25 protein-coding genes are annotated in these 25,058 nt (G+C 46.0%); 17 read left to right on the top strand and 8 right to left on the bottom strand.

What is annotated here, in order from left to right:
• Window positions 1–57: 57 nt before the first annotated feature.
• Window positions 58–507 (bottom strand): 50S ribosomal protein L9, encoded by a 450-nt coding sequence (gene rplI, locus ACI3E1_RS05030; protein ID WP_405024564.1) that lies wholly within the window; start codon window positions 505–507, stop codon window positions 58–60.
• Window positions 508–518: 11 nt separating this feature from the next.
• On the bottom strand, window positions 519–2,561 hold the full coding sequence (locus ACI3E1_RS05035) for a DHH family phosphoesterase (protein WP_405024565.1): 2,043 nt from the start codon (window positions 2,559–2,561) through the stop codon (window positions 519–521).
• 1,147 nt (window positions 2,562–3,708) lie between these two features.
• On the opposite strand from ACI3E1_RS05035, the gene nrdI reads away from it, so the two are divergent.
• The 3 genes from nrdI to ACI3E1_RS05050 are packed head-to-tail and all read left to right on the top strand — an operon-like array spanning window position 3,709 to window position 5,571.
• Window positions 3,709–4,161 (top strand): class Ib ribonucleoside-diphosphate reductase assembly flavoprotein NrdI, encoded by a 453-nt coding sequence (nrdI, locus tag ACI3E1_RS05040; protein ID WP_405024566.1) that lies wholly within the window; start codon window positions 3,709–3,711, stop codon window positions 4,159–4,161.
• Window positions 4,162–4,184: 23 nt separating this feature from the next.
• Complete coding sequence (gene nrdF / locus ACI3E1_RS05045; RefSeq protein ID WP_405024567.1) at window positions 4,185–5,165, top strand: class 1b ribonucleoside-diphosphate reductase subunit beta; 981 nt, start codon at window positions 4,185–4,187, stop codon at window positions 5,163–5,165.
• A gap of 25 nt (window positions 5,166–5,190) precedes the next feature.
• On the top strand, window positions 5,191–5,571 hold the full coding sequence (locus tag ACI3E1_RS05050; protein WP_405024568.1) for a hypothetical protein: 381 nt from the start codon (window positions 5,191–5,193) through the stop codon (window positions 5,569–5,571).
• A gap of 225 nt (window positions 5,572–5,796) precedes the next feature.
• On the opposite strand, the gene ACI3E1_RS05055 is transcribed toward ACI3E1_RS05050, so the two are convergent.
• The 3 genes from ACI3E1_RS05055 to rpmH all read right to left on the bottom strand — a co-directional run bounded on the left by ACI3E1_RS05055 (window position 5,797) and on the right by rpmH (window position 7,207).
• Window positions 5,797–6,642 (bottom strand): membrane protein insertase YidC, encoded by an 846-nt coding sequence (locus ACI3E1_RS05055; RefSeq protein WP_405024569.1) that lies wholly within the window; start codon window positions 6,640–6,642, stop codon window positions 5,797–5,799.
• A 12-nt stretch (window positions 6,643–6,654) separates the two neighbouring features.
• Window positions 6,655–6,999 (bottom strand): ribonuclease P protein component, encoded by a 345-nt coding sequence (gene rnpA, locus ACI3E1_RS05060; RefSeq protein ID WP_405024570.1) that lies wholly within the window; start codon window positions 6,997–6,999, stop codon window positions 6,655–6,657.
• Window positions 7,000–7,072: 73 nt separating this feature from the next.
• Window positions 7,073–7,207 carry a 50S ribosomal protein L34 gene (gene rpmH / locus ACI3E1_RS05065; RefSeq protein ID WP_010581276.1) on the bottom strand — a complete coding sequence of 45 codons (135 nt, stop codon included), beginning with the start codon at window positions 7,205–7,207 and terminating at the stop codon, window positions 7,073–7,075.
• Window positions 7,208–7,750: 543 nt separating this feature from the next.
• Between rpmH and dnaA the strand changes: the two genes are divergently transcribed.
• The 13 genes from dnaA to ACI3E1_RS05130 all read left to right on the top strand — a co-directional run bounded on the left by dnaA (window position 7,751) and on the right by ACI3E1_RS05130 (window position 20,931).
• Window positions 7,751–9,148 carry a chromosomal replication initiator protein DnaA gene (gene dnaA, locus ACI3E1_RS05070; protein WP_405024571.1) on the top strand — a complete coding sequence of 466 codons (1,398 nt, stop codon included), beginning with the start codon at window positions 7,751–7,753 and terminating at the stop codon, window positions 9,146–9,148.
• Between the two features lie 164 nt (window positions 9,149–9,312).
• Entirely contained in the window at window positions 9,313–10,452 is a 1,140-nt protein-coding gene (gene dnaN, locus ACI3E1_RS05075) for a DNA polymerase III subunit beta (RefSeq protein ID WP_405024572.1), read from the top strand.
• 249 nt (window positions 10,453–10,701) lie between these two features.
• A complete protein-coding gene (yaaA, locus tag ACI3E1_RS05080; protein ID WP_405024573.1) occupies window positions 10,702–10,938 on the top strand; it encodes a S4 domain-containing protein YaaA in 237 nt (78 codons plus the stop codon).
• A complete protein-coding gene (recF, locus tag ACI3E1_RS05085; protein WP_405024574.1) occupies window positions 10,925–12,085 on the top strand; it encodes a DNA replication/repair protein RecF in 1,161 nt (386 codons plus the stop codon). The genes yaaA and recF overlap by 14 nt, the downstream gene beginning before the upstream one ends.
• Before the next feature lie 26 nt (window positions 12,086–12,111).
• Window positions 12,112–14,070, top strand: coding sequence for a DNA topoisomerase (ATP-hydrolyzing) subunit B (gyrB, locus tag ACI3E1_RS05090; protein WP_405024575.1), 1,959 nt, complete (start codon window positions 12,112–12,114; stop codon window positions 14,068–14,070).
• A gap of 73 nt (window positions 14,071–14,143) precedes the next feature.
• Window positions 14,144–16,612 carry a DNA gyrase subunit A gene (gene gyrA, locus ACI3E1_RS05095; RefSeq protein WP_405024576.1) on the top strand — a complete coding sequence of 823 codons (2,469 nt, stop codon included), beginning with the start codon at window positions 14,144–14,146 and terminating at the stop codon, window positions 16,610–16,612.
• Window positions 16,613–16,804: 192 nt separating this feature from the next.
• Window positions 16,805–17,095: a 30S ribosomal protein S6 gene (rpsF, locus tag ACI3E1_RS05100; protein ID WP_405024577.1), complete on the top strand. Its 291-nt coding sequence runs from the start codon at window positions 16,805–16,807 to the stop codon at window positions 17,093–17,095.
• A 34-nt stretch (window positions 17,096–17,129) separates the two neighbouring features.
• On the top strand, window positions 17,130–17,690 hold the full coding sequence (ssb, locus tag ACI3E1_RS05105; RefSeq protein WP_405024578.1) for a single-stranded DNA-binding protein: 561 nt from the start codon (window positions 17,130–17,132) through the stop codon (window positions 17,688–17,690).
• Between the two features lie 20 nt (window positions 17,691–17,710).
• Window positions 17,711–17,947: a 30S ribosomal protein S18 gene (gene rpsR, locus ACI3E1_RS05110; RefSeq protein WP_405024579.1), complete on the top strand. Its 237-nt coding sequence runs from the start codon at window positions 17,711–17,713 to the stop codon at window positions 17,945–17,947.
• Window positions 17,948–18,027: 80 nt separating this feature from the next.
• Window positions 18,028–18,258, top strand: coding sequence for a hypothetical protein (locus ACI3E1_RS05115; RefSeq protein ID WP_405024580.1), 231 nt, complete (start codon window positions 18,028–18,030; stop codon window positions 18,256–18,258).
• Complete coding sequence (locus tag ACI3E1_RS05120) at window positions 18,258–19,178, top strand: RluA family pseudouridine synthase (protein WP_405024581.1); 921 nt, start codon at window positions 18,258–18,260, stop codon at window positions 19,176–19,178. The genes ACI3E1_RS05115 and ACI3E1_RS05120 overlap by 1 nt, the downstream gene beginning before the upstream one ends.
• A complete protein-coding gene (locus tag ACI3E1_RS05125) occupies window positions 19,175–20,293 on the top strand; it encodes a glycosyltransferase (RefSeq protein ID WP_405024582.1) in 1,119 nt (372 codons plus the stop codon). The genes ACI3E1_RS05120 and ACI3E1_RS05125 overlap by 4 nt, the downstream gene beginning before the upstream one ends.
• 92 nt (window positions 20,294–20,385) lie before the next feature.
• Complete coding sequence (locus ACI3E1_RS05130) at window positions 20,386–20,931, top strand: biotin transporter BioY (RefSeq protein WP_405024583.1); 546 nt, start codon at window positions 20,386–20,388, stop codon at window positions 20,929–20,931.
• 53 nt (window positions 20,932–20,984) lie between these two features.
• Here the strand turns inward: ACI3E1_RS05130 and ACI3E1_RS05135 are convergent, their stop codons facing one another.
• The 3 genes from ACI3E1_RS05135 to ACI3E1_RS05145 all read right to left on the bottom strand — a co-directional run bounded on the left by ACI3E1_RS05135 (window position 20,985) and on the right by ACI3E1_RS05145 (window position 23,127).
• Window positions 20,985–21,677 carry a VIT family protein gene (locus tag ACI3E1_RS05135; protein WP_405024584.1) on the bottom strand — a complete coding sequence of 231 codons (693 nt, stop codon included), beginning with the start codon at window positions 21,675–21,677 and terminating at the stop codon, window positions 20,985–20,987.
• A 12-nt stretch (window positions 21,678–21,689) separates the two neighbouring features.
• Entirely contained in the window at window positions 21,690–22,382 is a 693-nt protein-coding gene (locus ACI3E1_RS05140; RefSeq protein ID WP_405024585.1) for a VIT family protein, read from the bottom strand.
• A gap of 301 nt (window positions 22,383–22,683) precedes the next feature.
• Window positions 22,684–23,127 carry a universal stress protein gene (locus ACI3E1_RS05145; RefSeq protein ID WP_405024586.1) on the bottom strand — a complete coding sequence of 148 codons (444 nt, stop codon included), beginning with the start codon at window positions 23,125–23,127 and terminating at the stop codon, window positions 22,684–22,686.
• Between the two features lie 161 nt (window positions 23,128–23,288).
• Between ACI3E1_RS05145 and ACI3E1_RS05150 the strand changes: the two genes are divergently transcribed.
• A complete protein-coding gene (locus tag ACI3E1_RS05150; protein ID WP_405024587.1) occupies window positions 23,289–24,872 on the top strand; it encodes an Nramp family divalent metal transporter in 1,584 nt (527 codons plus the stop codon).
• Window positions 24,873–25,058 lie beyond the last annotated feature (186 nt).

The raw sequence follows: 25,058 nt of genomic DNA on the forward strand, positions 1-25,058 counted from the left end.
ACGCTCCGTTCAGGGATTATTTCCACCACGCTCGTTTTTTCCATTTTTGTGCCCCTTCTATTTCTCTGCAATATGCACGCGAATCGTCGCCGTAACATCGTTGTGCAATTTCGCCGGGACGTTCACATAACCCATCGACCGGATTGGCGCAGTCAACTTCATCTTACGCTTATCGACGTGGAGCCCGTATTGCTTCGTTAATTCCTGGGCAATTTGCTTCGTCGTAATCGACCCGAAAAGGCGTCCATCCGTTCCCGCCTTAGCCCGCATTTCAACAACGTAGTCCCCGGACTCGAGCTTCGCTTTCAACTCCTTCGCTTCCGCTAGTGCAGCCGCTTCCTTTTTGGCCTCTGCTCGTTGCTGCCCGCGAAGTTGGCTCATTGCCTGCGCACTTGCTAGTTTCGCCTTACTATTCTTGATTAGAAAGTTAGCATAGCCATCGGGAACTTCCTTAACTTCACCACGGCTTCCCTTACCACGGACATCCTGGGTAAAAATAACCTTCATTCTTATCACTCCTAATCATCATTTGGCTGGTCAATCTCTTCTGCCGGTTCCTCACCAGCAGTGCCATTCAAAATTTCCAATAATCGTTGCTTAGTATCAGCAACCGTCACGTCCGTTAGCTGCGCAGCAGCATTAGTTAGGTGCCCGCCGCCGCCAAATTTTTCCATTATCAACTGGACGTTTGTCTTCCCAATACTCCGAGCTGAAATTCCCACGGTTTCCTTATCCCGCCGGGTGATCACAAATGAGGCTTCAACGCCACTTACATCAAGTAATGCATCCGCTGCCTGTGCGGCGGTTACCGGGTCATACTGGCAGTCTTCTTCACCCATCACAATTACATTATCATCAATAAATTCAGCCCGGTCAATTAGGTGGTTCCGCTGCATAAAGTTATGCATGCTTTCCCGCATAAAGTGTCGTACCATTTGGGCATCCGCCCCTGCTGATCGTAGGAAACTAGCCGCATCAAACGTTCGCGTTCCGGTGTGGTTGGCAAATGACTGGGTATCCACCACGATTCCGGCTAACATTGCCGTTGCTTCCAAACGATTAATTGGCTCACTATCCCGGGACTGGTACTCAAACATTTCCGTCACCAGTTCACACGTAGAACTAGCATACGGTTCAATATAAACCAACTGTGGGTTTTCAGGGAACTCTTCGCTTCGCCGATGATGATCAATTACTACTACCCGACCCTTTAATCGCTCATACAATTCCGGACTAATGGTAATTGACGGCCGGGAATGATCTACCATGATTAGCAACGTATCGTCCGTTGCCATTGCCAGCGCTTCTTTGGGGGTAACAATTACCTGATCTAATTCAGGATACTTCGCCGTTTCAGCTAAAAGGCGCTCAACATCCGTGTGCACCTTTTCGGGGTTTACAACCACCTGACACTCCTTCCCGTTCATCGCAGCAATTCGCCGAATCCCAAGGCTTGCTCCTAGTGCATCCATATCCGGTTGTTGGTGCCCCATGACAAGTACCTGACTCGCCTGAGAAATTAATTCTTGGAGTGCTTGAGAAATCATCCGCGCCCGCACCCGGGTTCGCTTCTCCATCGGATTCGTCTTTCCCCCATAGAACCGGGCATCACCGGTTTCGCCCCGAACAACCACCTGATCGCCGCCCCGACCAAGAGCAAGATCAAGATTCCGTTGCGCCTGACCGGATAAGGAAGCAAGGTCCGCACTTCCGAACGCAATTCCCATACTAAGGGTTACCGGGAAGTTTGTCTTGGCCGTCCGCTCGCGAATTAGATCAAGAATTTGAAATTTATCCTTTTCCAGTGCCGCCAACATCTTGGTATACCCCACTAAGAAAAAGTGATCCTCATCAATCCGCTTTAAAAACAGGCCAAACTGGCGCGCCCAGTCTGATAATTCATTGGTGATAAAGTTACTTAGATTTGAGACCCGCTTATCCGACATCGATTCCGTCACTTCATCGTAGTTATCCAGAAAGATTTGTCCAATAACAACCCGCGAATCGTCATATTCCTGCTGAATCTCGGCATAGTGCGTAATATCCATCAGGTAAACCGCATTAATTTCCCGCTGAATCATCATCCGGAAAGTGTTCCCCTGCCAGGTCACCTCCACCGGCTTCTTGGCATCCTGATGTTTCGTAATCAATTGCATTAATTGTGGGGCACTTTCACCCAATGACTTACCAAGAACATCTTCCTTGCCAAAGTACTGTTGCATGTACGGGTTCAGCCATTCAACGACATTATCACCGTTATAAAACAGTACCCCGATTGGCATCCTAATCAGCGCTTCTTGCTCCCCTTGATCAATCCGGTGTGATAGGTTCGCAATGTAGTTATTAGTATCGTGGGTAATCTGCCGCAAAACGCCATACACCATCCCGAGCATTCCGCTCCCTAAAATAAGCACAATTATACCCACGATCCAGTTTGCCCAGCAGGCCATTCCGGCACACAAAACCACGATTAATGTCAAAAGAACCGCAATTAACCTTAACCGCCGGTTATGCCAAAAGTCAGGCAATTTCCAAAACTCCCGTGTAAAAATTCGTTTCATTCTGTTTAAATCCATCCTTAAAAAACAATTACTAAATAAGTTCACCCAAGAGGCTTTATTCCTGCTTTTAGCCTCCCCTCCATTTTATATTTTAGCGCATCTTCCCTGTTCTTTTATTACACTTTTATGTTTTTTACTGGATCCGACGCAAAAAACGGGCCGCTTTCGTAATGAAAACGTCCCGTTTGAAACGTGCAACTTAGCTCATTTGAGCCGTTAATGGGATAGAAAAACACGTCTCGGCTTCCCAGTTGATGGAGAAAAATTTAATAAATCACCTAAATTTTCTCAACCCGAAAATGGATATATCATGAAAAAGGAGGACCGCTAACCACGGCTAACGGCCAGGAGAACTTTGTTTTCGGGCGCCACTAACCTGAGAAGTATTTAAATTAGCAGCTTGTTATAAGAGGTTATGGTTTTATTTTAGGGAATAATTGTGACGCTTTATGCCGCGTCTTCAATTCATTTTTACAAACATACGTTCACACTAACACTTCCACCCATCCTTGCTAATGTCGCTCACGGAATGTACGCTACCGTTAGCCTTCTTGAAGTCCCAACAACGATCCTCCCGTTCACGTGGTGCTCACCCATCGTCTCCTGAATTACCCATAGGCGGCGCGTTTAGTTTAGTCATCATCCTCTTCTTGCATCCGCAACTCCGCGTTAAGATGCACATTTGCGTAGCGATACGTGATAATTGCAACCGCAGTAAATGCCCCCGGCTCAATCGCGTCCTAAAAACGTCTTTCCGGCGGGGCCAAAGAGAAGCCGAACTACTCCCCTGTAAAAATAATTGCATTCTTAACCCATAAATTACTACTAACATAAGAACAATTCCTAGATCCCAATTTTTGTTGTTTCTACATGTTATTTCACCACCACCTAAGTCTACTATCGTATTCATAAATAATTAGCCCGGCCCCTATTATTACCGGACCCACTGCATAAATTAAACGAACGTAATAATAATATGCATAAAAATTAACAAACTATGGCGAAATAATTATATAAAAGTTCCCTAGTTAGGAAATCACCCCTTGCAAGTGAACGGAATATCTTGTAAGCTAACAAGCGTTAACCACAATATATTGTGGTTTGATGTGGAATAGTGCACCGTGAACATCAAATTACCGGGGAGGCTGTGAGGATGATTAATATTTTGTTTATTTCCATTGAAGGGAACACGCGCACGTTTATTCAAAAATTAACGGACTACGCTGAACAACAGCACGCCAAGGATGACCAGGCACCGCTAATCAACGCTAAGGAGATCAGCGACGTAACGCCATTTACAGATGAAACCGCTGATTTCTTTGTTTTCGTCCCGACGTATCTGGACGGAGGGAATGGCATTGATAATGGGGTCAAGGAGTTAATGACTAATTCCCTCGGCGAATACATTGAGTATAATGATAACAGTGCTCATTGTCGCGGTGTTATTGGTTCAGGGAACCGGAACTTTAATCAACAGTATTGCTTAACTGCGCGGCGATATGCGGAGCAGTTCAACGCTCCGTTCCTTGACGATTACGAACTGCGGGGAACAACCAGTGACGTTGCTCGCATTTACACCACACTTGTTGAAAACAATTAATTAAAGCGGAGGGGTTATTCACTATGGTAGATAAAAGTTACAAATCAATTAACTGGAACCAGATCAACGATGAAATTGACAAGGCAACCTGGGAAAAACTTACCGAACAATTCTGGCTTGATACTCGGGTTCCGGTTTCTAACGACCTTCCTGATTGGCGGAAGCTCGATGATAAGCACAAGTACCTAGTCGGCCACGTCTTTGGCGGATTAACCTTATTAGATACTGTTCAATCCCAAGACGGAATGGCCTCCCTCAGACGACACGTCCGGACACAGCATGAAACGGCAGTCCTTAACAACATTCAGTTCATGGAATCCGTCCACGCTAAAAGTTACTCCACGATCTTCTCAACATTAAATACACCAGAAGAAATCAATGAAATCTTTGAGTGGAGTGATTCGGAAGAATACCTCCAAAATAAGGCAAACTGGATTGCCGACATTTACAAAGACACGTCCGCTGACCCGCTCAAACAAAAGGTCGCCAATGTTTTCCTTGAAACATGCCTCTTTTACTCCGGGTTTTACACCCCACTGTACTATCTTGGCCATAATCAGCTTGCTAATACGGCTGAAATTATCAAGCTAATTTTACGGGATGAATCGGTTCACGGTACGTATATCGGATACAAATTCCAACTTGGTCTAAAGGAACGGAGCCAAAACGAACAAGATGCCGTGAAGGACTGGCTATATGACTTCTTATACCAGCTCTATGACAACGAAGAAAAATACACGAAGCTTCTTTATGATGAAGTTGGGTGGACAGATAAAGTTCTCACATTCGTTCGGTATAATGCCAATAAGGCACTGATGAACCTTGGAATGGATCCAATTTTCCCGGACACCGCTGACGACGTTGAACCGATTGTTATTAACGGAATCTCGACCACTACGTCAAACCACGATTTCTTCTCGCAGGTCGGTAATGGCTATCGTCTTGGTCAGGTTGAGGCCATGAACGATGACGACTACAACAAGTGGTCAAACACAGATAAGTAACTAGCATACTATTACGGGGGACAAAATGGAACAAGTACGAAACATCACTGCATTTATACGCAAAAACCTCTCAACCGGAGTAATTACGGTTGACAATATCATGCTAGATTTTAGTGCTGTTGATCATAAACGCGTTTTTCTTAAAAATCTTGCTAAGCAGATTCTTAACGGCCAAACATGGTACACGGGGGTTTATTTCCAGTTCAATGATGACCGGGATGTTCGGGAAGCTATTTTGGCAAACTACCAAAAAATTGCTAATTGGTTACACACGTTAGACACCATGGTTGTTAACCGTGAGCTAACGGAAAATGCCGATCCAACCACTACAAACGAAACGAAGTGGCTGCGCATTACGGATCATGTAAGTATGAAGCTAATCCGCGAACCAATCGCTGCCGATTAGCTAAACACGTAAAAAAGTTAAAAGACGGGTGGCGTTGGGAACAAAGTACGGAGGATGAATTCCGCGGTTGATTCGCACTCCACTCGTTTGTTTTATAATATTAGATTATGACAAAACAAGGAGGCTGTGACGTAAAGTACAGCCTCCTTGTTTCGTTACCATAAAAAACATGGTGTATCCACCTCACTACAATGATGACACCATGCTAAAGCCTTAATCACAATGCTAACCCTTTTTTCGGTTTTTCAGCGCCTTTTGCCGCGCCTTTTGTTTCCTTCGCTGCGCTTCTTTCGCTTGCCGTTCCTGTTCCTCCCGTTCACGTCGAATCTTAAACGGATTTGAAATTAACAAGATTTGTCCAACAGAAAAGGCATTGGTAATCATCCAGTACAGCGACAATGCGGCCGGGAAATTAATAGCCATGATAAGTGTCATAATTGACATTCCATACGTCATGACCTTCGTCATTCCATTTTGTTCTGGCTGGGACATCATACTTAGATATGACGTTAAGAACGTAAACAACGCCGCCAAAATTGGCATGATGTAGTACGGATCTTTGTCCCCCAATTCCATCCAGAAAAAGTGGCCAGATTTAAGAACTGGTGACCGAAAAATTGCCTGATACAGGGCAATCAACACGGGCATCTGAACCAACATCGGCAAACACCCGGCAACCGGCGAAATTCCGGCATCCGCATATAACTTTTGCTGCTCTTCTTGCATTGCCCGCGCCTGGTCCGGGTCAGTCCGGGCATCAGGGTACTTCGCCTGCAACGCCTTAAATTGCGGCTGTAGTTCGGTTGTCTTCCGCATTGACTTATTTTGATAGAACATCAGCGGGAGAATAATAATCCGCACAATTACGGTGAAAACAATAATTCCCCACCCGTAATTGTTACCAAATAAGTGACTAAGCCATTCAATTGCCCGGATAAAGTTCCAAATTACGTAATGGTCCCAAATCCCTGTACTATGAGCAGTAACGTTACTCGTTCCGCACCCCGCTAATAGTAACGGCAGCACCATCACACTTAGAATAACAAGTCCGCGCCTGTGTTTTTTCTTCATGCGTAATTCCTCTTATTCAGCTGGTAAAATCTTCGCGAGTCGCAGAACGTGCACTAGGTGACGCTTAACGTCCCTCATTGCCATTCCAGAAACGGTCGGCCGCGCAATTACCAAAAAATCGCAATCCTGCTTTAATTGGGGCTTAAGTTCCGTTAGGCTCTGCCGAATCCGCCGCTTAACCCAGTTCCGCGCCACAGAATTACCAATCTTTTTCCCCACTGAGATCCCTACCCGAAAATGAGGCTGATTTGGCTTTTCTAAAACGTACACAACAAACTGGCGGTTAGCATACGATTTACCGGTCGTGAAGACCCGCTGAAACTCCGCTTCTTTTTTGACGCGATATGATTTTCTCATAATCCATCTCCAAAAATCCGTGGCTTTTTTCCTTATAACCGTAAAAGAAAAAGACCACTGACGGTCCAGTGGCCTATGCAGACAATACTTTTCTGCCCTTCCGACGACGCCGTGCAAGCACCTTCCGGCCATTGCTCGTGCTCATCCGCTTCCGGAAACCATGAACCCGTTGCCGGTGCCGCTTCTTTGGTTGGTATGTTCGCTTCATGCTGCTGCACCTCCTATTCAATTTCCTAACAAGATTGACCGGCTTCCCGAATCAACTGCTAGGCTAAGACTTACCCTATAAGCCTACCATACCGCCTCATAAATGAAAAGAAGTTTTTCCCGGAAAATCCGAGCACTCCTTTATGAATATCCACAAAAACAGTGGACATTGTTGTGGATAGTGTGGATAAAATCAAACATTATTCGCACTTAATCCCCACATTTTGCAAAATTATACGCAAATTCACGCCCCTTGGATAAGGGTGTGCACAGCTTTGTGGATTTTGTGGATAAGCTTTAATGTGCTTTATTTTTTAGGGGTTTACATGGTGTAAAACTTCTGTGATTTGTTCGTAACTTTTTTGAAATATCCCCACAATTCACATTTCCTGTGGACAAATTATTCCTTCTTTGTGTGTTTAGGGGATATTTTTACTCGCAATCTGTGAATTAATCCCATAAAAACAAAACAGTTGTGGAAAAAAAGGAAACCATTATGGTAGACTAGGTGCGTAATTCTAAGTTAAGTAAGGAGGAATTTGTCGTGGCGAATCAAAGTCAACCAAGTTTAGCGACCATCTGGCAATTCATTAGCGACACCCTCCGTCAGGATCTTTCTCCAACTTCATTTGCAACCTGGGTCGAAACGGCAACTCCTGAATCATTTACGGATAACGTGTTAACAATTACCGTTCCAACCCAGTTTCACGCCGACTTTTGGCGTGATACGCTTGCAGAAAAGGTAAGTGCCCTATTAAAAAAATCAACAAAGGACACCATTACAATCCTGGCGCAGGTGCCAGAAGACGCAAACCCGTTATCCCAAACGGTGACTCACGATACCGGTCAATCCCCAAAATCTGCAGCTCAAAATGGGATTAACAACGACTTCGATCAGGTTCCAGCATACATGAAACCCTCATCCCTCAACGATCACTACACCTTTGAAAACTTCGTTGTGGGTGAAGGTAACCGGATGGCCCAAGCAGCAGCCCTATCAGTCGCCGAACAACCGGGGTCAATGTATAATCCACTATTAATTTATGGTGGCGTTGGTTTGGGAAAAACCCACTTGATGCAGGCCATTGGGCACCGTATGCTTGAAATTAACCCCAATTACACCATCCGGTTTGTTTCCAGCGAAACATTCACGAATGACTTTATTGATTCAATCCGGAATAATCGCCAATCTGAGTTCCGTGATGCATACCGGAACGTTGATCTCCTTTTAATTGACGATATTCAATTTTTTGCGGATAAGGATTCTACCAAGGAAGAATTCTTCCATACATTTGAGGATTTATTTGAAAAGAATAAGCAAATTGTCTTTACCTCTGATCGCCAGCCGGAACAAATTCCTAACCTGGAAGACCGCCTCGTTTCCCGCTTTAAAATGGGACTTTCCGTTGACATCACTCCTCCTGATCTTGAAACCCGGATTGCAATCCTCCGGAATAAGGCTGACGATAACCACGTAAGTGCAACCGATGATGCCCTTAAATACATCGCTAATAACCAGGCAGATAAAAGTGTGCGTGACCTTCAGGGAGCGCTCAACCGGGTAATTGCCTATTCTCGGCTAAACAACAAACCAATTACAACAGATCTAGCCGCCCAAGCGCTCCAAAACTACAACACACAAGTAATCAGGCCGGAACTGTCAATTGCTCTTATTCAAGAAAAGGTTGCTGCCCATTTTCACGTGACCGTTGCCGATTTGAAGGGCCGAAAGCGGGTTAAAACAATCGTTGTTCCCCGTCAAATTGCAATGTATCTTTCACGGACAATGACGGATGCCTCCCTTCCCCGGATTGGAAATGAGTTCGGTGGAAAGGACCACACAACGGTGATTCACGCCTACGACAAAATTGATGCTGCCCTTAAAGAGGACGCAACTTTACGGCAAGCAGTTGCCGATATTAAAGCTGCTTTACAGAAATAACCTGTGCATAATAACGGGGTAATCCCCAGTGGTTATCCACAAGTTGTTAACAAGCTAGTTTCGTGCTTTTTCTCTATTTTCGGGGTTATCCACAAAATAAACAGCCCCTAATACTATTACTGTTATTCTTTATAATTAATTATTAATAACCAGGAGGGACATCCATGGAATTCTCTGTAAACCGAAATGCTTTTTTAACAGAACTCAATGCAGTTCAACGAGCTATTTCAACTAAAACCGCAATTGAGATTTTAACGGGATTAAAATTAGATTTAACTGATGAAGGATTAACGTTAACAGGAAGTAACGCTGATATCACCATTCAAACGCAACTTCCAGTAACCGCACCAAACGCTGATTTAATCATTGATTCAACGGGCTCCATTGTACTTCCTGCTCGATTTTTCAGTGAAATCGTTAAAAAACTTCCTGAAAAAACAATGAAGGTAACGGTTAATGATCATTACCAAGCGACCATTACGTCAGGTTCAGCTTCCTTTACAATTAATGGGTTAGATGCTGTTAATTATCCTCATTTACCGGAAATTGATACGGCGGAGCAACTAACAATTGCGGGTGACGTTTTAAAGCAAATTATTAGTCAGACCGTTATTGCCGTATCCAAGCAAGAAAGCCGGCCAATGTTAACCGGTATTCACGTAACAATTCATAACGGTGAATTGCTAGCAGTTGCAACGGATTCTCACCGGCTAAGCCAACGAAAAATTACGTTAGCAACCGCCCCTAAAGTCGATTATGACATCATTGTTCCTGGAGATGCGCTGCGGGAACTATCCCGGATGCTTAGTGATGATGATGCACAGCTCCATCTCCGAGTTGCTGAAAATCAAATTTTGTTTACGTGGGGGACAACGGCATTTTATTCTCGGTTGCTTGATGGAATGTACCCGGAAACATCCCGGTTAATTCCCCAAGATTCAAGCACCCAAGTGGAATTTAATGCGGGTGTTTTATTCCAAGCAATTGAACGGGCGTCATTACTGTCGCATGCTGGCCAAAATAACGTTGTTAAGCTGGAGCTTGATACTAATGCTCAGCGGGCAACCCTCTCTGGAAATTCGCCAGAGGTCGGAAACGTCGAAGAAGAACTGCAGTTTAATTCCCTTTCCGGCGAAGGAATTGCGATTTCGTTTAATCCGGATTACATGAAGGATGCTTTGCGGTCATTCGGACAAGCGACCATTAAGCTGACCTTTACCCAGCCACTCCGGCCGTTTACACTTGTTCCAAGTGATGATCAGGGTGATTTTATCCAGTTGATTACCCCGGTCCGGACGGTTTAAACCGGTATAGTAAAAACGAAAAGAGTAAAAGAAGAAGGCGTTGTTAAAAACATGCCTTCTTTTTTTATTTAAATTTAGCTTAGGGGCTATAAGCGATTTTAAGGACGTTTACAGGGATTACGCTCGGGGTACGTAGAAAACCATTCAATCATTATAAATGAGCTGAAACCGGCTGTTATGCGCTTCTGATTGTTTTTAGGGGGCAAAAAAGCTATAATTAGAAACGGACACGAAAGTGAGGGATGCTGTGTGAGAAATGAATTTCAGCTGCGAAAACCGGTAATTACCTTGGGGCAGTTACTTAAGAGTATAGATTTGATTTCTTCGGGGGGACAGGCTAAGTGGTACCTAGCAACCAACGAAATCTTGGTTAACGGTGAGCCCGAAAAGCGGCGGGGAAAGAAGCTCCGCGCTGGTGATACGGTAACGTTTCCCGACAAGCAGGTAGTTACACTGAAAGCGATGGGTCCCCGTGCACCTCGATAGTTTACACCTCAAGAATTTTCGGAATTATGCGGACCTCACAGTTGAGTTTTCACCCCAGACGAACGTGTTACTCGGGCAGAATGCACAGGGGAAAACAAACCTATTAGAGGCAATTTACCTCTTAGCAATGACGCGAAGTCATCGAACGGCGAATGACCGGCAACTTATCCGGTTTGGTCAGAAAACCGCTCACGTTGACGGAGTGGTAATCCGGGAACTGGGACCATTACGGTTGAGTGTTTCCCTTGGTGTGAACGGAAAACGAGTTCGGGTTAATCAGTTAGAACAGGCTAAGTTGTCTCAATATATTGGGCAGATGAACGTCATTTTATTTGCGCCTGAGGATCTTGCTTTAGTAAAGGGAGCTCCAGCTATTCGCCGGCGGTTTATTGACATGGAGTTTGGTCAGATTGATGCGCGGTATCTGGCCGCTCTTAGTCAGTACCGGACAGTTCTTCGCCAGCGGAACCAATATCTTAAGCAGCTCCAACTTAACCAAACGCATGATGAGGTGTATCTTGATGTGTTATCTGCTCAGTTAGCTGAATTAGGTGGAACGATTATTGCCAAGCGGGTTGGGTACCTTGCACAGTTAGAAGAGTACGCCCAGGAGTTTCAACGTGGGATTACTCAGGGAGATGAAAGGCTAACAATTCGTTACCACGCTCGCCTTTTGAAGGAGATTGGGGCAACCGCTGAAGAAGTTGGGGAGCAGTTAACTGCAAAGTATCAGGAAATTCGGGTAACCGAGGTAGAAAAAGGAACGACGTTAGCGGGACCGCACCGGGACGATGTTTACTTCTACCTTAACGGGAAGAATGTTCAGTCGTATGGCTCGCAAGGACAGCAGCGGACCACAGCGTTAGCGGTTAAACTGGCCGAGATTGGCTTGATGCAGGGGGCAACGGGAGAAGCGCCGATTCTTTTACTTGACGATGTCTTGTCTGAGTTGGACGGAATGCGGCAGACGCACCTTCTTCGGGCAATCCAGAATCGGGTGCAAACATTTTTAACATCTCCGGCGTTAAGTGATGTTGCCCGCCAATTAATAAACGCTCCCCGAATTTTTACGGTTAGTGCGGGAACGGTAATGCCAACTAAGGATATTTCCCCGGAAATAACAGACAGTAAATCTACCACCGATTGATGTTAATTAGGAAGGAAGGAATCACCTTGACTGAAGAAGAAAAAACAACGGCGGCTAAACAGGCTGCGGCGAAGGAATATGACGCCAGTCAAATCCAGGTGTTGGAAGGACTAGAAGCTGTCCGTAAACGCCCAGGAATGTACATTGGTTCGACTAGTTCTCAGGGGCTGCACCACCTTGTGTGGGAAATTATTGATAATGGGATTGATGAGGCCCTTGCAGGCTTTGCAACGGAGATTAACGTAACCGTTGAGGAGGATAATAGCATTACCGTTCGGGATAACGGGCGGGGAATTCCGGTTGATATTCAACCCAAGACTGGACGGCCTGCTCTTGAGACCGTCTTTACTGTTCTGCATGCCGGTGGAAAATTTGGCGGTGGCGGATACAAGGTGTCTGGTGGTCTTCACGGGGTGGGAGCTTCCGTCGTAAATGCTTTGGCAACTGAATTGGATGTTCAGGTAATGCGGGCTGGTGATACAAACATCTACGGGATGGATTTTAAGCGCGGGAAAGTTGTTCACGCGATGGAAGTAATCGGTCATTGTGATACTGCCACGCACGGAACGATGGTGCACTTTAAACCTGACGCTGATATTTTCCGGGAAACAACGGTGTATGATATTAACGTATTGACGACCCGGATTCGCGAACTTGCTTTTCTAAACAAGGGACTGCGGATCACGATTGATGATAAGCGGTCGGAAGAACCGATCCACGCGGATTTCCATTATGCGGGAGGAATTAAACACTACGTTGATTACCTAAATGAAGGGAAGAAGAAGCTTTTTCCGGAACCGATTTACGTTGAAGGTGAGGAAAATGGGATTACCGTTGAAGTTGCGTTGCAATACACGGATGACTTCCATTCAAATCTACTAACGTTTACGAATAACATTCATACGTATGAAGGGGGGACGCACGAAGCCGGATTTAAGACTGCATTAACGCGGGTAATCAACGACTACGCGCGGAAGAATGGAATCTTAAAGGATAACGATCCCAACCTTTCTGGGGAGGATGTTCGGGAAGGATTAACAGCCGTGGTGTCGGTTAAGCATCCGGACCCGCAGTTTGAGGGACAGACGAAAACGAAGCTGGGAAATTCTGATGCCCGGCACGCCACGGATAAACTTTTTACCGCCACCTTTTCAAAGTTTATGCTGGAAAATCCAACGGTTGCAAAGCAGATTGTTGAAAAGGGAATGTTAGCCGCTAAGGCGCGGGTTGCCGCTAAGCGTGCGCGCGAGGTAACGCGGAAGAAGAACGGATTAGAAATTAGTAATCTCCCTGGGAAATTGGCAGATAATACCAGCAAGGATCCTGAGATTTCAGAGTTATTCATCGTTGAGGGGGACTCTGCTGGCGGCTCCGCTAAACAGGGGCGGTCGCGGTTAACACAGGCAATTCTTCCAATTCGGGGAAAGATTTTAAACGTTGAAAAAGCAAGCTTAGACCGGATTTTAGCAAACGATGAAATTCGCTCCTTATTTACTGCCTTAGGAACGGGTTTTGGGGATGACTTTGATGTTGATAAAGCGAACTACCATAAACTGATTATTATGACGGATGCTGATGTTGATGGGGCGCATATTCGGACGTTGCTCTTAACGTTATTTTACCGGTTTATGCGGCCAATGGTTGAAAAGGGTTACGTTTACATTGCTCAGCCACCACTATATCAGGTTCGGCAGGGAAAGATGATTAAGTACATTGATTCGGATGAAGAACTTGAGGAAGTACTTGGGCAACTTCCGCCAAGTCCGAAACCGGTTATCCAACGGTATAAGGGGCTTGGTGAAATGGACGCCGAGCAATTGTGGGAAACTACAATGGATCCGGCAAACCGACGGCTTCTACGAGTAGATTTATCTGATGCAGAGGAAGCAAACGGGATCTTCGAAATGTTGATGGGAGATCATGTTGGTCCGCGTCGGCAATTTATTGAAGACAACGCAACATTTGTTGAAAACCTGGATATTTAAAGAATTTTGCTGTTGCTCAAATGGTGGAACAGAATGTTTCATGTGAAACAATAACGTAAGGAGGATGTGACAAGTGGTTGAATTACCAGACCGCATAAAGGATGTTGACCTATCAAAGGTCATGCGGGAATCGTTCCTGGACTACGCAATGAGTGTAATCGTTGCCCGGGCGTTACCAGATGTGCGGGATGGCCTTAAACCCGTTCACCGGCGGATTTTATATGGGATGAACGAGCTTGGGGTTACTCCTGATAAGCCGTATAAGAAGTCGGCCAGAATTGTTGGGGACGTAATGGGGAAGTTCCATCCACACGGGGATGCGGCAATTTACGAGTCAATGGTTCGGATGGCGCAGGACTTTAGTTACCGGTATCTGTTAGTTGACGGGCATGGAAACTTTGGTTCGGTTGATGGTGATGGTGCGGCCGCAATGCGGTACACCGAAGCCCGGATGAGTAAGATTACGCTGGAAATGCTCCGGGATATTAACAAGGACACAATTGATTTTCAGGACAACTACGATGGAACAGAACGGGAACCAGAAGTGCTTCCGGCTCGGTTCCCCAACCTCCTGGTTAATGGGGCAACTGGAATCGCGGTTGGGATGACAACCAATATTCCGCCGCACAACATGGCGGAAGTAATTTCGGGGCTGCATGTTCTGATGGAAAATCCAGATGCGACAACGACAGACTTAATGGAGGCAATCCCAGGACCTGATTTCCCAACTGGTGGGGTTGTTATTGGTAAATCCGGAATCCGGAAGGCATACGAAACGGGACACGGAACGGTAACCTTGCGGGCAAAGGTTGATATTGAGGAGCAACCGAACGGCAAGGAACAAATTATTGTCCATGAGATTCCATATATGGTTAATAAAGCCAAGTTAATTGAGCGGATTGCTGAGTTAACGCGGGAAAAGAAGATTGACGGGATTACTAATATCCAGGACGAATCTGACCGGGATGGGCTTCGGATAACGATTGATGTCCGGCGTGATGCGAGCGCATCGGTAGTGCTTAATAACCTTTACAAGCTAACGTTGATGCAGACGTCGTACACGTTTAACATGCTTGCAATTGTGAACGGTACGCCGAAGCTGCTTAGCCTAAAAGAAATTTTACAGTACTACCTGGATCACCAAGAAAGTGTTATTCGGCGGCGGACACAGTTTGACCTGAAGAAGGCGAAGGCGCGGGCCCATATTCTTGAGGGATTACGAATTGCGCTGGATCACATTGATGAAATTATTAGTATTATCCGAAATTCGCAGACAGCTGAGATTGCGAAGAACCAGTTGATGGATAACTACCAGCTGAGTGATAAGCAGGCGCAAGCTATCCTGGATATGCGCCTTGTTCGATTAACCGGATTGGAACGTGAAAAGGTCGATAACGAGTACAAGAAGACGATGGCGGCCATCGCTGATTACGAGGACATCCTGGCTCACGAAGAACGAATTAAGGAGATTATTTACAACGAACTTCTTGCCATTCAGGAGAAGTTTGGTGACAAACGGCGGACAGAACTCATGGTTGGTGAAGTTCTGAGTATTGAAGATGAAGACCTAATCGAAGAAGAAAACGTCGTGGTAACCCTCACGCATAACGGTTACATTAAGCGCCTTCCAACGAAGGACTTTAAGTCCCAAAATCGGGGCGGCCGGGGTGTTCAAGGAATGGGCGTTCATGATGATGATTTCATCGAACATCTCTTAACAACGTCAACCCATGAAGAACTTCTCTTCTTTACGAATAAGGGAAAGGTTTACCGGATGAAGGGATACGAAATCCCAGAATACGGCCGGGCTGCAAAGGGGATTCCAATAATTAATCTCCTTAATATCGCAGGGGATGAGCGGATTCAAACCGTGATTAACCTGTCTAAGGATGCCCGCGATGGAAACCACTATTTCTTCTTTACTACCGTTAAGGGCGTTGTTAAGCGTACGGCGGTAGCTGAATTTGAGAATATTCGGAGTAACGGGTTAAAAGCGATTAACCTGAAAGACGATGATGAACTGATTAACGTTGCCGTAACGGATGGTAATCAAAATATTATTATTGGAACCCATAGCGGCTATGCGGCAAGTTTCCGGGAGGACCAGGTTCGATCAATGGGGCGGTCAGCCACGGGAGTTCGGGGAATTCGGCTGCGGGATGATGACTATGTGATTGGTTCTGATTTGTTAATTCCAGGAGCACAGGTGCTAGTTATTTCTGCTAATGGTTACGGAAAACAAACACCAGTGAGCGAGTACCCCGTTAAAGGCCGGGGCGGCAAGGGAATTAAAACGGCTAACATTACCGCTAAGAATGGCCCACTAGTTGGGTTAACTACCGTTACGGGTGACGAGGATATCATGGTGATTACCGATAAGGGGGTTATTATCCGCTTCGCTGCGGCGAGTGTCTCATCGACTGGTCGGGCAACGATGGGGGTTCATTTAATTAACTTAACGGATGATTCTCATGTTTCTACGATGGCAAAAGTAGTGCCAGAAGAAACCGTTTCGCCAGATGAAGGTGCTTCGGGAAAGTAAGACGAAAAATAGTACAAAAAAAAACGACGAAGAGGCCCTTTTTGACGTAGTTATAAATAGCTACGGGTTGTAACTCTTCGTTGTTTTTAGTTTGGAGGAATGATACAATAATTAACCGTGAGTACCTTACGATAGGTTACTCCTTGTTCTTATCATTTAAGAACCAATAGTCCATAAGGAGGTGACACAGTCATGACAAAGTACGAAATTACGTACATCATTAACCCATCACTGGATGAGGCAGCTAAGAACGAACTGGTTAGCCGGTTTGATAAAGTATTAGCTGATAACGGTGCTGAGGTGATTGATTCAAAGGACTGGTCAAAGCGGCGTTTCGCATACGAAATTAACGGCTACAGTGAGGGAATGTACCACATTGTAAACGTTAAGGAAGAGAATGCAGACGCAATCAACGAATTTGACCGGCTTGCTAAGATCAACGACGGGATTCTTCGTCACATGATCGTTAAGCGGGAAGATTAGTTTTAAATAACTGACTTTAAAGGAGGAATGCACCATGATTAACCGGGCTGTTCTTGTTGGGCGGTTAACGCGTGATCCGGACTTACGGTACACACCGTCAGGGGTTGCCGTGGCGAACTTTACGTTGGCCGTTGACCGCCAGTTTAAGAACCAAAATGGCGAACGGGAAGCTGATTTCATTAACTGCGTAATTTGGCGAAAGTCAGCCGAAACGTTGGCAAACTACACCCATAAAGGGGCTTTAATTGCCGTTGAGGGGCGGATTCAAACCCGGTCATATGATGATCAGAACGGGAACCGGGTTTACCGGACAGAGGTTGTTGCTGATAACTTCTCGTTCTTGGAATCAAAGGCAGATTCAGACCGGTACCGGCAGCAGAATGGTAATCAGGGTGCACCTCAAAGTAATGGTGCGGTGCAGAATACGTTTAGTGATAATCAGGACTTTGGGATGCCAGCGGGGGGCACTTCTACTCCGGAACAAGGTCCGGCGGATTCAGCACCAGCAAATGGCCAGCAGGACGGCAACGATCCGTTTGCAGATAATGGGACTGGGGATACCACAACGATTTCTGAAAACGACCTGCCGTTCTAGCGAGCGAAGGAGGGATTTTCATGGCACAACAGCGTCGTGGTGGCCGGCGGCGGCGGAAGATTGATTACATCGCCGCAAACCACATTGAATACATTGATTACAAGGATACAGATTTGCTGAAGCGGTTCGTTTCAGAGCGGGGAAAGATTTTACCACGTCGGGTAACCGGAACAAGCGCTAAGAACCAGCGGAAGTTGACGGTCGCAATTAAGCGGGCGCGGATTATGGGTCTGTTACCATTTGTGGCCGAAGATTAATCAGTAATTCAAAAAGAAGCCTGGATTTTGGAATCCGGCTTTTTTTTTGCGGCAAAAAGTGGTTAACGTGATGCGGTATAATGGAAACTGAGGTGATCCAAATGGCGGAGATGCTAACTAAGACATTAGAGCTAGTTAAGATTCCGGCGATGGGCCGTAATATGTTGACGGTTGGCAATAACTATGTTGTCCGGTGTCACCGGTGTGGCCACGTAGAGGAAATTAACGCACAGTTTTGGCGGGATTTTATTCAACACCCATATTGTGAGCAGTGTCGGCTAATTGCCCAGCATCATCCCGAGGAAAACTGATGTATTGGGAAATTACACAAGAGGTTGGGTTAACCCAGGGAGAACAATCTCTTCGTGAGTTACTTCAACGAACATGGCTTCTTCCCCGCCGGATTGTTCATTATTTGCGGGTTAACCGGGCAGTTACCGTAGACGGCAAATATCAAGCAATGAATACGTGGGTTAAACGTGGTATGCAGGTGCATATGGTCTTTAACGGTGAGGAGTTTCGTACCCCAGAATCGCATTATGTTGTTAACGAGACTTTACCATGTACGGTGTTGTATGAAAATCGTGATTTAATGGTCGTTAATAAACCTCGAGGACTAAAAAGTCATCCAAACTGGCAAACAGAAAAGCAAACCATGATGAATGCGGCTGCTGGGTACCTTGCAGGTCATTCCCAGGAAGCTCCGTATATGGTTCACCGGCTTGATCAACAAACAAGCGGGGCGATGATTATTGCTAAAAATCCGGTCGTCGTTCCGATTCTTGACCGGAATATTAGTTTAGGAAGAATAAAGCGGCGGTATGTGGCGGTTGTTCAGGGTCAGGTTTCACAGTTATCCGGAACGTGGACCCAGCCAATTGGGCGGGATCCGCAGGACCGGCGGAAACGGAAGGTTGAGGGAATGGCAGCCAAGTCAGCGGTTACCCATTACCAGGTACTCCGCCGAACATATACCGCAACGCTACTGGCATTGACGCTTGAAACGGGGCGGACCCACCAGTTACGGGTACATTGTGCGGCTAACGGCCATCCAATTATTGGTGATCCTTTATATTTCCCAGGAAATACTTCCCAGCAGGGATTGATGCTTCATGGAATTCAGCAGCGGATTGTGGTTCCATTTACTAACGAGCACCGGGTAATTACGGCGCCGTATCCGTCAGAGTGGCCTCATGCACTCCGGGAAATGATAACGGAGGAAGATGAATGAAGACAATTACACTTTTAGGACCTTTTAATCAGGATAACGGAATAACCGCTTTTGTTCGGAATAATTATACGCAACTTTGTTCGCAGGGATTTCGTTTTCGGGTAATTAACATTGCGCGGGAACATCCGGATGAAGGGTTACGTCAGTTAGGAAAATACCGGACGGCAGCTCCCTTTGGGAAGCGTCCAGATCAACTAATGAAGCATTTACGAACAGTACGCCGGGAATTACAGGTTGCGCGACAAACAAGTTCAATAATTCATCTGCATCTGGATACACTTGTGAACTTTGCCCCTATTTTATTAGCACGAGAAGAAGGGTTTCAACGGATTATTATCCACGCTCATGCTGACCGGCGGGGACAAGATCGGTGGGAACGGGATCGACTTCACCGACTTGGAATGATTGTGGCGGCACATAAGGCAACGGATTTCATTGCGTGTTCCCAGTTTGCGGCTGATTATTTTTATCCACCGGCAGTGCAACAGCGAGCCACCTTTAAGGTGATTGTAAACGGTGTGGCTCCTGAAAAGTATCGGTTTGATGCCCACCAGGCACGAATAACACGGCAACGTTTAGGAATTGCTCCGGATAAGTTTGTAATTGGCCACTTGGGCCGGTTTCTTCCCCAGAAAAATCAACAATTTTTATTACGGACTTTTGCGCGGGTTCACCAGCAAAATCAGGCAACCCACCTTGTTTTAGTGGGCGACGGGAAACAACTGGCAGCTACCCGGGAGTTAGCTGCTCGACTTGGAATTACGGCAAACGTTACGTTTACTGGTTTTTTGCGTAACCCACGTTTGGTGATGAACACCTTTGATTTATTTGCCTTGCCATCACTTTATGAGGGGCTTTCTCTTTCCTTGCAGGAAAATATCGCAAATGGTACCCCCGCACTCATTTCACCTAACCAATCACCAGAGGCCCATCAGGTGGGGCAGGTACGAGTTTGTCCCCTTGATGAGCAACAGTGGGTGGATGAACTGGTAGCGGCTGCGGCGCATGGCCATCCTGATAAGTTGACTTATAGTGTTGCTAATGCAGTGGCCTTTGTAAATGCGGGCTATACGTTGACGGCGACGGTGCAACAACTCGCAGCCCTGTATGAATAAAAAAGCTTGCGTTTTGAAACCTTTCTAGTATAATCATTTGTGTTAACTAATACCAAATTTAAGTTAACGTAAATAAAGAGGGAGGTTTTTTTGTGCAACTTAGACTACGGCACCTGCTTCAAATTGCAATGATGGCGGTAATTATTTGTGTAATGGGACTATTACCTCCGATTCCGGTTGGGTTTATTCCGGTCCCAATTATTTTGCAAAACATGGGAATTATGCTGGCAGGGACCCTGTTGGGCGGTCGGCGCGGGTTACTGGCCGTTTTGGTTGTGATGCTTCTGGGAATTTGCGGGATTCCTGGTGGTGTTTCACCGTTGACGGTTCTTGTTAGTCCAACGGGCGGATACGTAATGGCGTATCCCCTAGCAGCGTTGCTGATTGGGGCAACCGTGCACCATTTTGGGGTAATGACGACTTTTTGGCGGCAGTGGCTTCTCGTAATGCTTTGTGGGGTTCTTCTAATTGATGGATTAGGGACGTTATGGTTAGCGCATATTAGCCATATGGCTCTCGGAAAGGCGGTTGTGGCGAACTTGGTGTTTTTGCCGGGTGATACACTTAAGGCCCTTGGAACGGTGGTTATTACACAAATCTGCTACCGGACACAGCACCTCCAGGAACTTTTTCGATAAGAAAACCGGGCTTCGTACGAGAAGCCCGGTTCTTTAGTAATTGAATTGAAAAATTAAAGAAGTAATCCCACGTAGTAGTGAATGAACATCGTGATAATTCCAATAATAACGTTCCGGATCATTGCCACTCGGATAGTGCCATTGCCAAGTTTAGCACTTAAAAAACCGGTAAGAGCAACCGAGAGGATTACTGCAATGATGGTTCCGGACCATTGAATTGCAGTTGGAAGAAACGTCATGGCAACGAGGGGGAAGATTCCCCCTGAGGCTGCTGATACAAGAGATGAAAAGGCAGCATGCCATGGGTTGAGGTAATGACCTAAGGTAAGGCCGTGCTTGATTCGGACAATTGTTCCAAGGGGGTCCTTATCCATGAGTTCCGCTGCGATTTCTCGAGCTGTTTGGGCAGAGACGCCCCGCTCTTGGTAATACCGGGTAACAGTTGCAAGGTTTTCTTCCCGACGTTCACCCAGATGGCGTTTTTCATCTGCGACCACGGCTTTTTCGGTGTCCTTTTGGGAACTAACGGAAGTATACTCCCCTGATGCCATGGAAAACGCACATGCTAATAAGTCAGAAAGTCCGGCCATGAAGATAGCGAAGTGGTTAGTTGTCGCGACCGCCATACTAAATAGCACGCCCACAACTGTTAAAATTCCGTCGTTGGCCCCAAGGACTCCTGCGCGTAATGTATTTGCCCGTTCGGCTAGGGTCTGGTGTTCTTTTTTACTAGCTTTTGTTGTCATGAGTGCTCCTCCTTACGCGAAAAGGGTCCCGATTACATAGGTTACAATCATTGTAAGTAACCCAAAGAGAACGTTTCGCCTTAAGGCTTTTCCCCGTTGCGCGTTTCCTAAAACGGCGGCTGCATACCCCGTGATTGCAAGGGCAAGCGCAACTGCAATAATCGTTGCCCCAATCCGAATTGATGCCGGGAAAAGGGTGATTGCAAGAAGCGGAAGAAGTGAGCCAGTTGGAAATGAAATCATTGAAGCAATTGCCGCCCCAACCGCACTTGTCTTATCAGCTGGGTCAAACCCGTAACGTTCCCGCACTGCCACGGTCAGCCTATCACCAGCGAGCATTTCCTTCGTTGCTTGGGCTGCCAGAGCAGGCGAAATGCCCGTTCGTACGTACTTATTCTTAATGAAGTTGAATTCTTCATCATAATGTTCATCAAGAGCCATTGTTTCGTCCGTAATGGCTTGTTTTTCGGTATCCCGTTGGGAGCTGACAGATACAAATTCACCCATCGCCATGGAGACGGTTCCGGCCAGCATTCCCGAAAGACCAGATAATAGAATGTTATGGGGGCTAACCGCCGCCCCCGCGACACCCAGAACAATTCCGGCAATCGAAAGAATGCCATCGTTTGCGCCCATAACTGCTGCCCGAATAAGGTTAATCCGGTTAGCAAGGGAAGGCGTACGGCGTTTTTTTGGTTTATGCATACCGTTCACTTCCTAATTTAGAAATTTTAAAATCATCGGTTACATTTTACCATTCCTTCAGGGAAACACAATATTAAATTTGTTTGTGTTAATTTCCCGGGAAATAAAAGAAAAATGTGACAGAACGAAGAAAATAATCATGGTGGGATAATAGCAAACTGACCGAACTATGTAGTAAGGATGATGGTTTGTAAAACTGTACCATGGTTGCTCACTTCAGCATTGAATCAGTTGAAAATAATAAGAAGGTTGGGACAAGCAGTCTCAACCTTTTTTATCATTTCATGATAAAGGATGGATTTTACCGAACAACGAAGACGGAGCATGGAGCATATTTTGCCATATATGCAGCTTGCGAACCAAAGTACTTGCGAATCCCCTGTTTTGAAAGGGCCCCAATAATAAGAAGATCAGGACTAATGCTTGGGATAACTTCCTTGACAATTGTTTCGCCAGGATCTCCCTCGGCAATTACAATGCGAACGTCGATGACCCCAGCTTCCTCGGCAATTTTTTGGTAACGGAGAAGGTGTTTTTTGAGTTCTTCTCGTTCGCCATGAACGTAATCGTCATCCAGGACTTGAAAGACGTTCATTTCATCCTTTTCTAAGACTGACACGATATAAAGGGTGGCATTAAGGTCAATTGCGCGGCGCATGGCAACCCGGAATGCAAGTTGGGCATCAGCCGAATCGTCAACACCGACAAGAATCTTTTTGATGTTTTTAACACTTTCAGTATCCATCTAATCTTCCTTTCTAATGGTTACATATGTTCACCGCTATTCTAACGTAAGTTGTTTGATAACACCAGCAAAACTTTTGGTACCCCAAAAAAAATATCTGTCATTTACTAAATGCGTGTGCTATATTAATAGTGGAATTTTTATTGGGGAGGAAATTTTCAATGGCTGAAAAGAAACACCGTTTGCTGGAATACGCAAACGGAAAGTCGCTTGAGGAAATTAACGGGACCGTTGAAGTCCCAAGGGGAAAGGGATTCTGGCGCACACTTCTTGCGTATTCCGGCCCAGGGGCGCTGGTTGCAGTGGGATACATGGATCCCGGAAACTGGTCAACGTCAATCACGGGGGGCCAAGACTTCGGTTACCTCTTAATGTCAGTAATCCTGATATCAAGCTTGATTGCGATGCTCTTACAGTACATGGCAGCTAAACTTGGTATTGTCACGCAAATGGACCTGGCGCAGGCAATTCGGGCGCGGACGAGTAAAGCACTTGGAATTGTTTTGTGGATTCTGACGGAACTTGCCATTATGGCAACGGATATCGCGGAGGTAATAGGAGCCGCAATTGCGTTAAATCTTCTCTTTCATATTCCTTTAATTATTGCGGTTTTCATTACGGTTGCGGACGTAATGGTGCTGCTTTTACTAACAAAGATTGGGTTCCGGAAGATTGAAGCGTTGGTCGTTTGTCTGATTCTCGTAATTCTTGGAGTGTTTATTTACCAGGTTGCGTTGTCTAATCCAAGGTGGGGCGCTGTAATTGCGGGCTTTATTCCAAGCGCAAAGGTGATGGCAAGTCATCCGGTGGTTAACGGAACCACCCCGTTAAGTGGAGCGCTTGGGATTATCGGGGCGACAGTAATGCCTCATAACCTATACCTCCACTCGGCAATTTCACAAACGCGGAAGATTAATTATGATGATGAGGAAAGCGTAAAGCAAACGGTGCGTTTTACAACGTGGGACTCAAACATCCAGTTGACAGCGGCATTCTTTGTGAACGCCTTGCTATTAATCATGGGAGTTGCTGTCTTTAAAACGGGCGCTATTAAGGACCCCTCGTTTTTTGGGTTATATCAGGCACTCCACAATCCCAACACTGTAAGTAACGGGATGCTAGCGACGGTTGCCCGATCCGGGATTCTCTCAACTCTTTTTGCGGTCGCCCTGTTGGCTTCCGGACAAAACTCAACGATTACCGGGACATTGACCGGACAGGTCATCATGGAAGGATTTATTCATATGAAGATGCCACTGTGGGCCCGGCGGTTAGTTACCCGACTGCTTTCTGTTATCCCTGTACTCTTGTGTGTTCTGACAACGGCGGGTGAATCGGAAATTCGGCAACATATTGCCATCAATAACCTGATGAATAACTCGCAGGTTTTCCTGGCCCTAGCGCTTCCATTTTCGATGTTGCCGCTTTTGATGATGACGGATAGTGAGTTAGAAATGGGACAGTACAAGAATACCTGGTGGGTTAAGGTTCTGGGATGGATTTCGGTTATTACCCTGACGTTCCTTAACATACAGGGACTGCCTGATCAGATGACTGCCTTCTTTAGTAGTAACCCAACGCCGGCTGAGCAGCACCTCGGCGCAATGGTTGCGTACATCCTTGACGTGTTCATTATCGCTTTATTGGTTTGGACGGTCGTTGAACTAAGGCGGGGGAATGAACGCTATAAGCAGCAGCTTGCCACTCAGCAAGGGCGAACGCCAACGACAAAGAAAAATAAATAATTAGTTTTCCGGTCCCCTAGTTGAGGGTGGGCCGGATTTGTTGCTCTTATAAGTAAAGCGTCTTGTAAGGGGGAATTAATGGTAAACTGGGGCATAATTGGAACGGAAGTAGACTTACAGATCCGGTCGCCCTTTGGAAGGGTGTACGTCGCGGGGGACGTTATGATGCACAGAATTACAATGATG

The organism is Ligilactobacillus sp. LYQ139, assembly GCF_045033025.1.
Lineage (GTDB): Bacteria > Bacillota > Bacilli > Lactobacillales > Lactobacillaceae > Ligilactobacillus.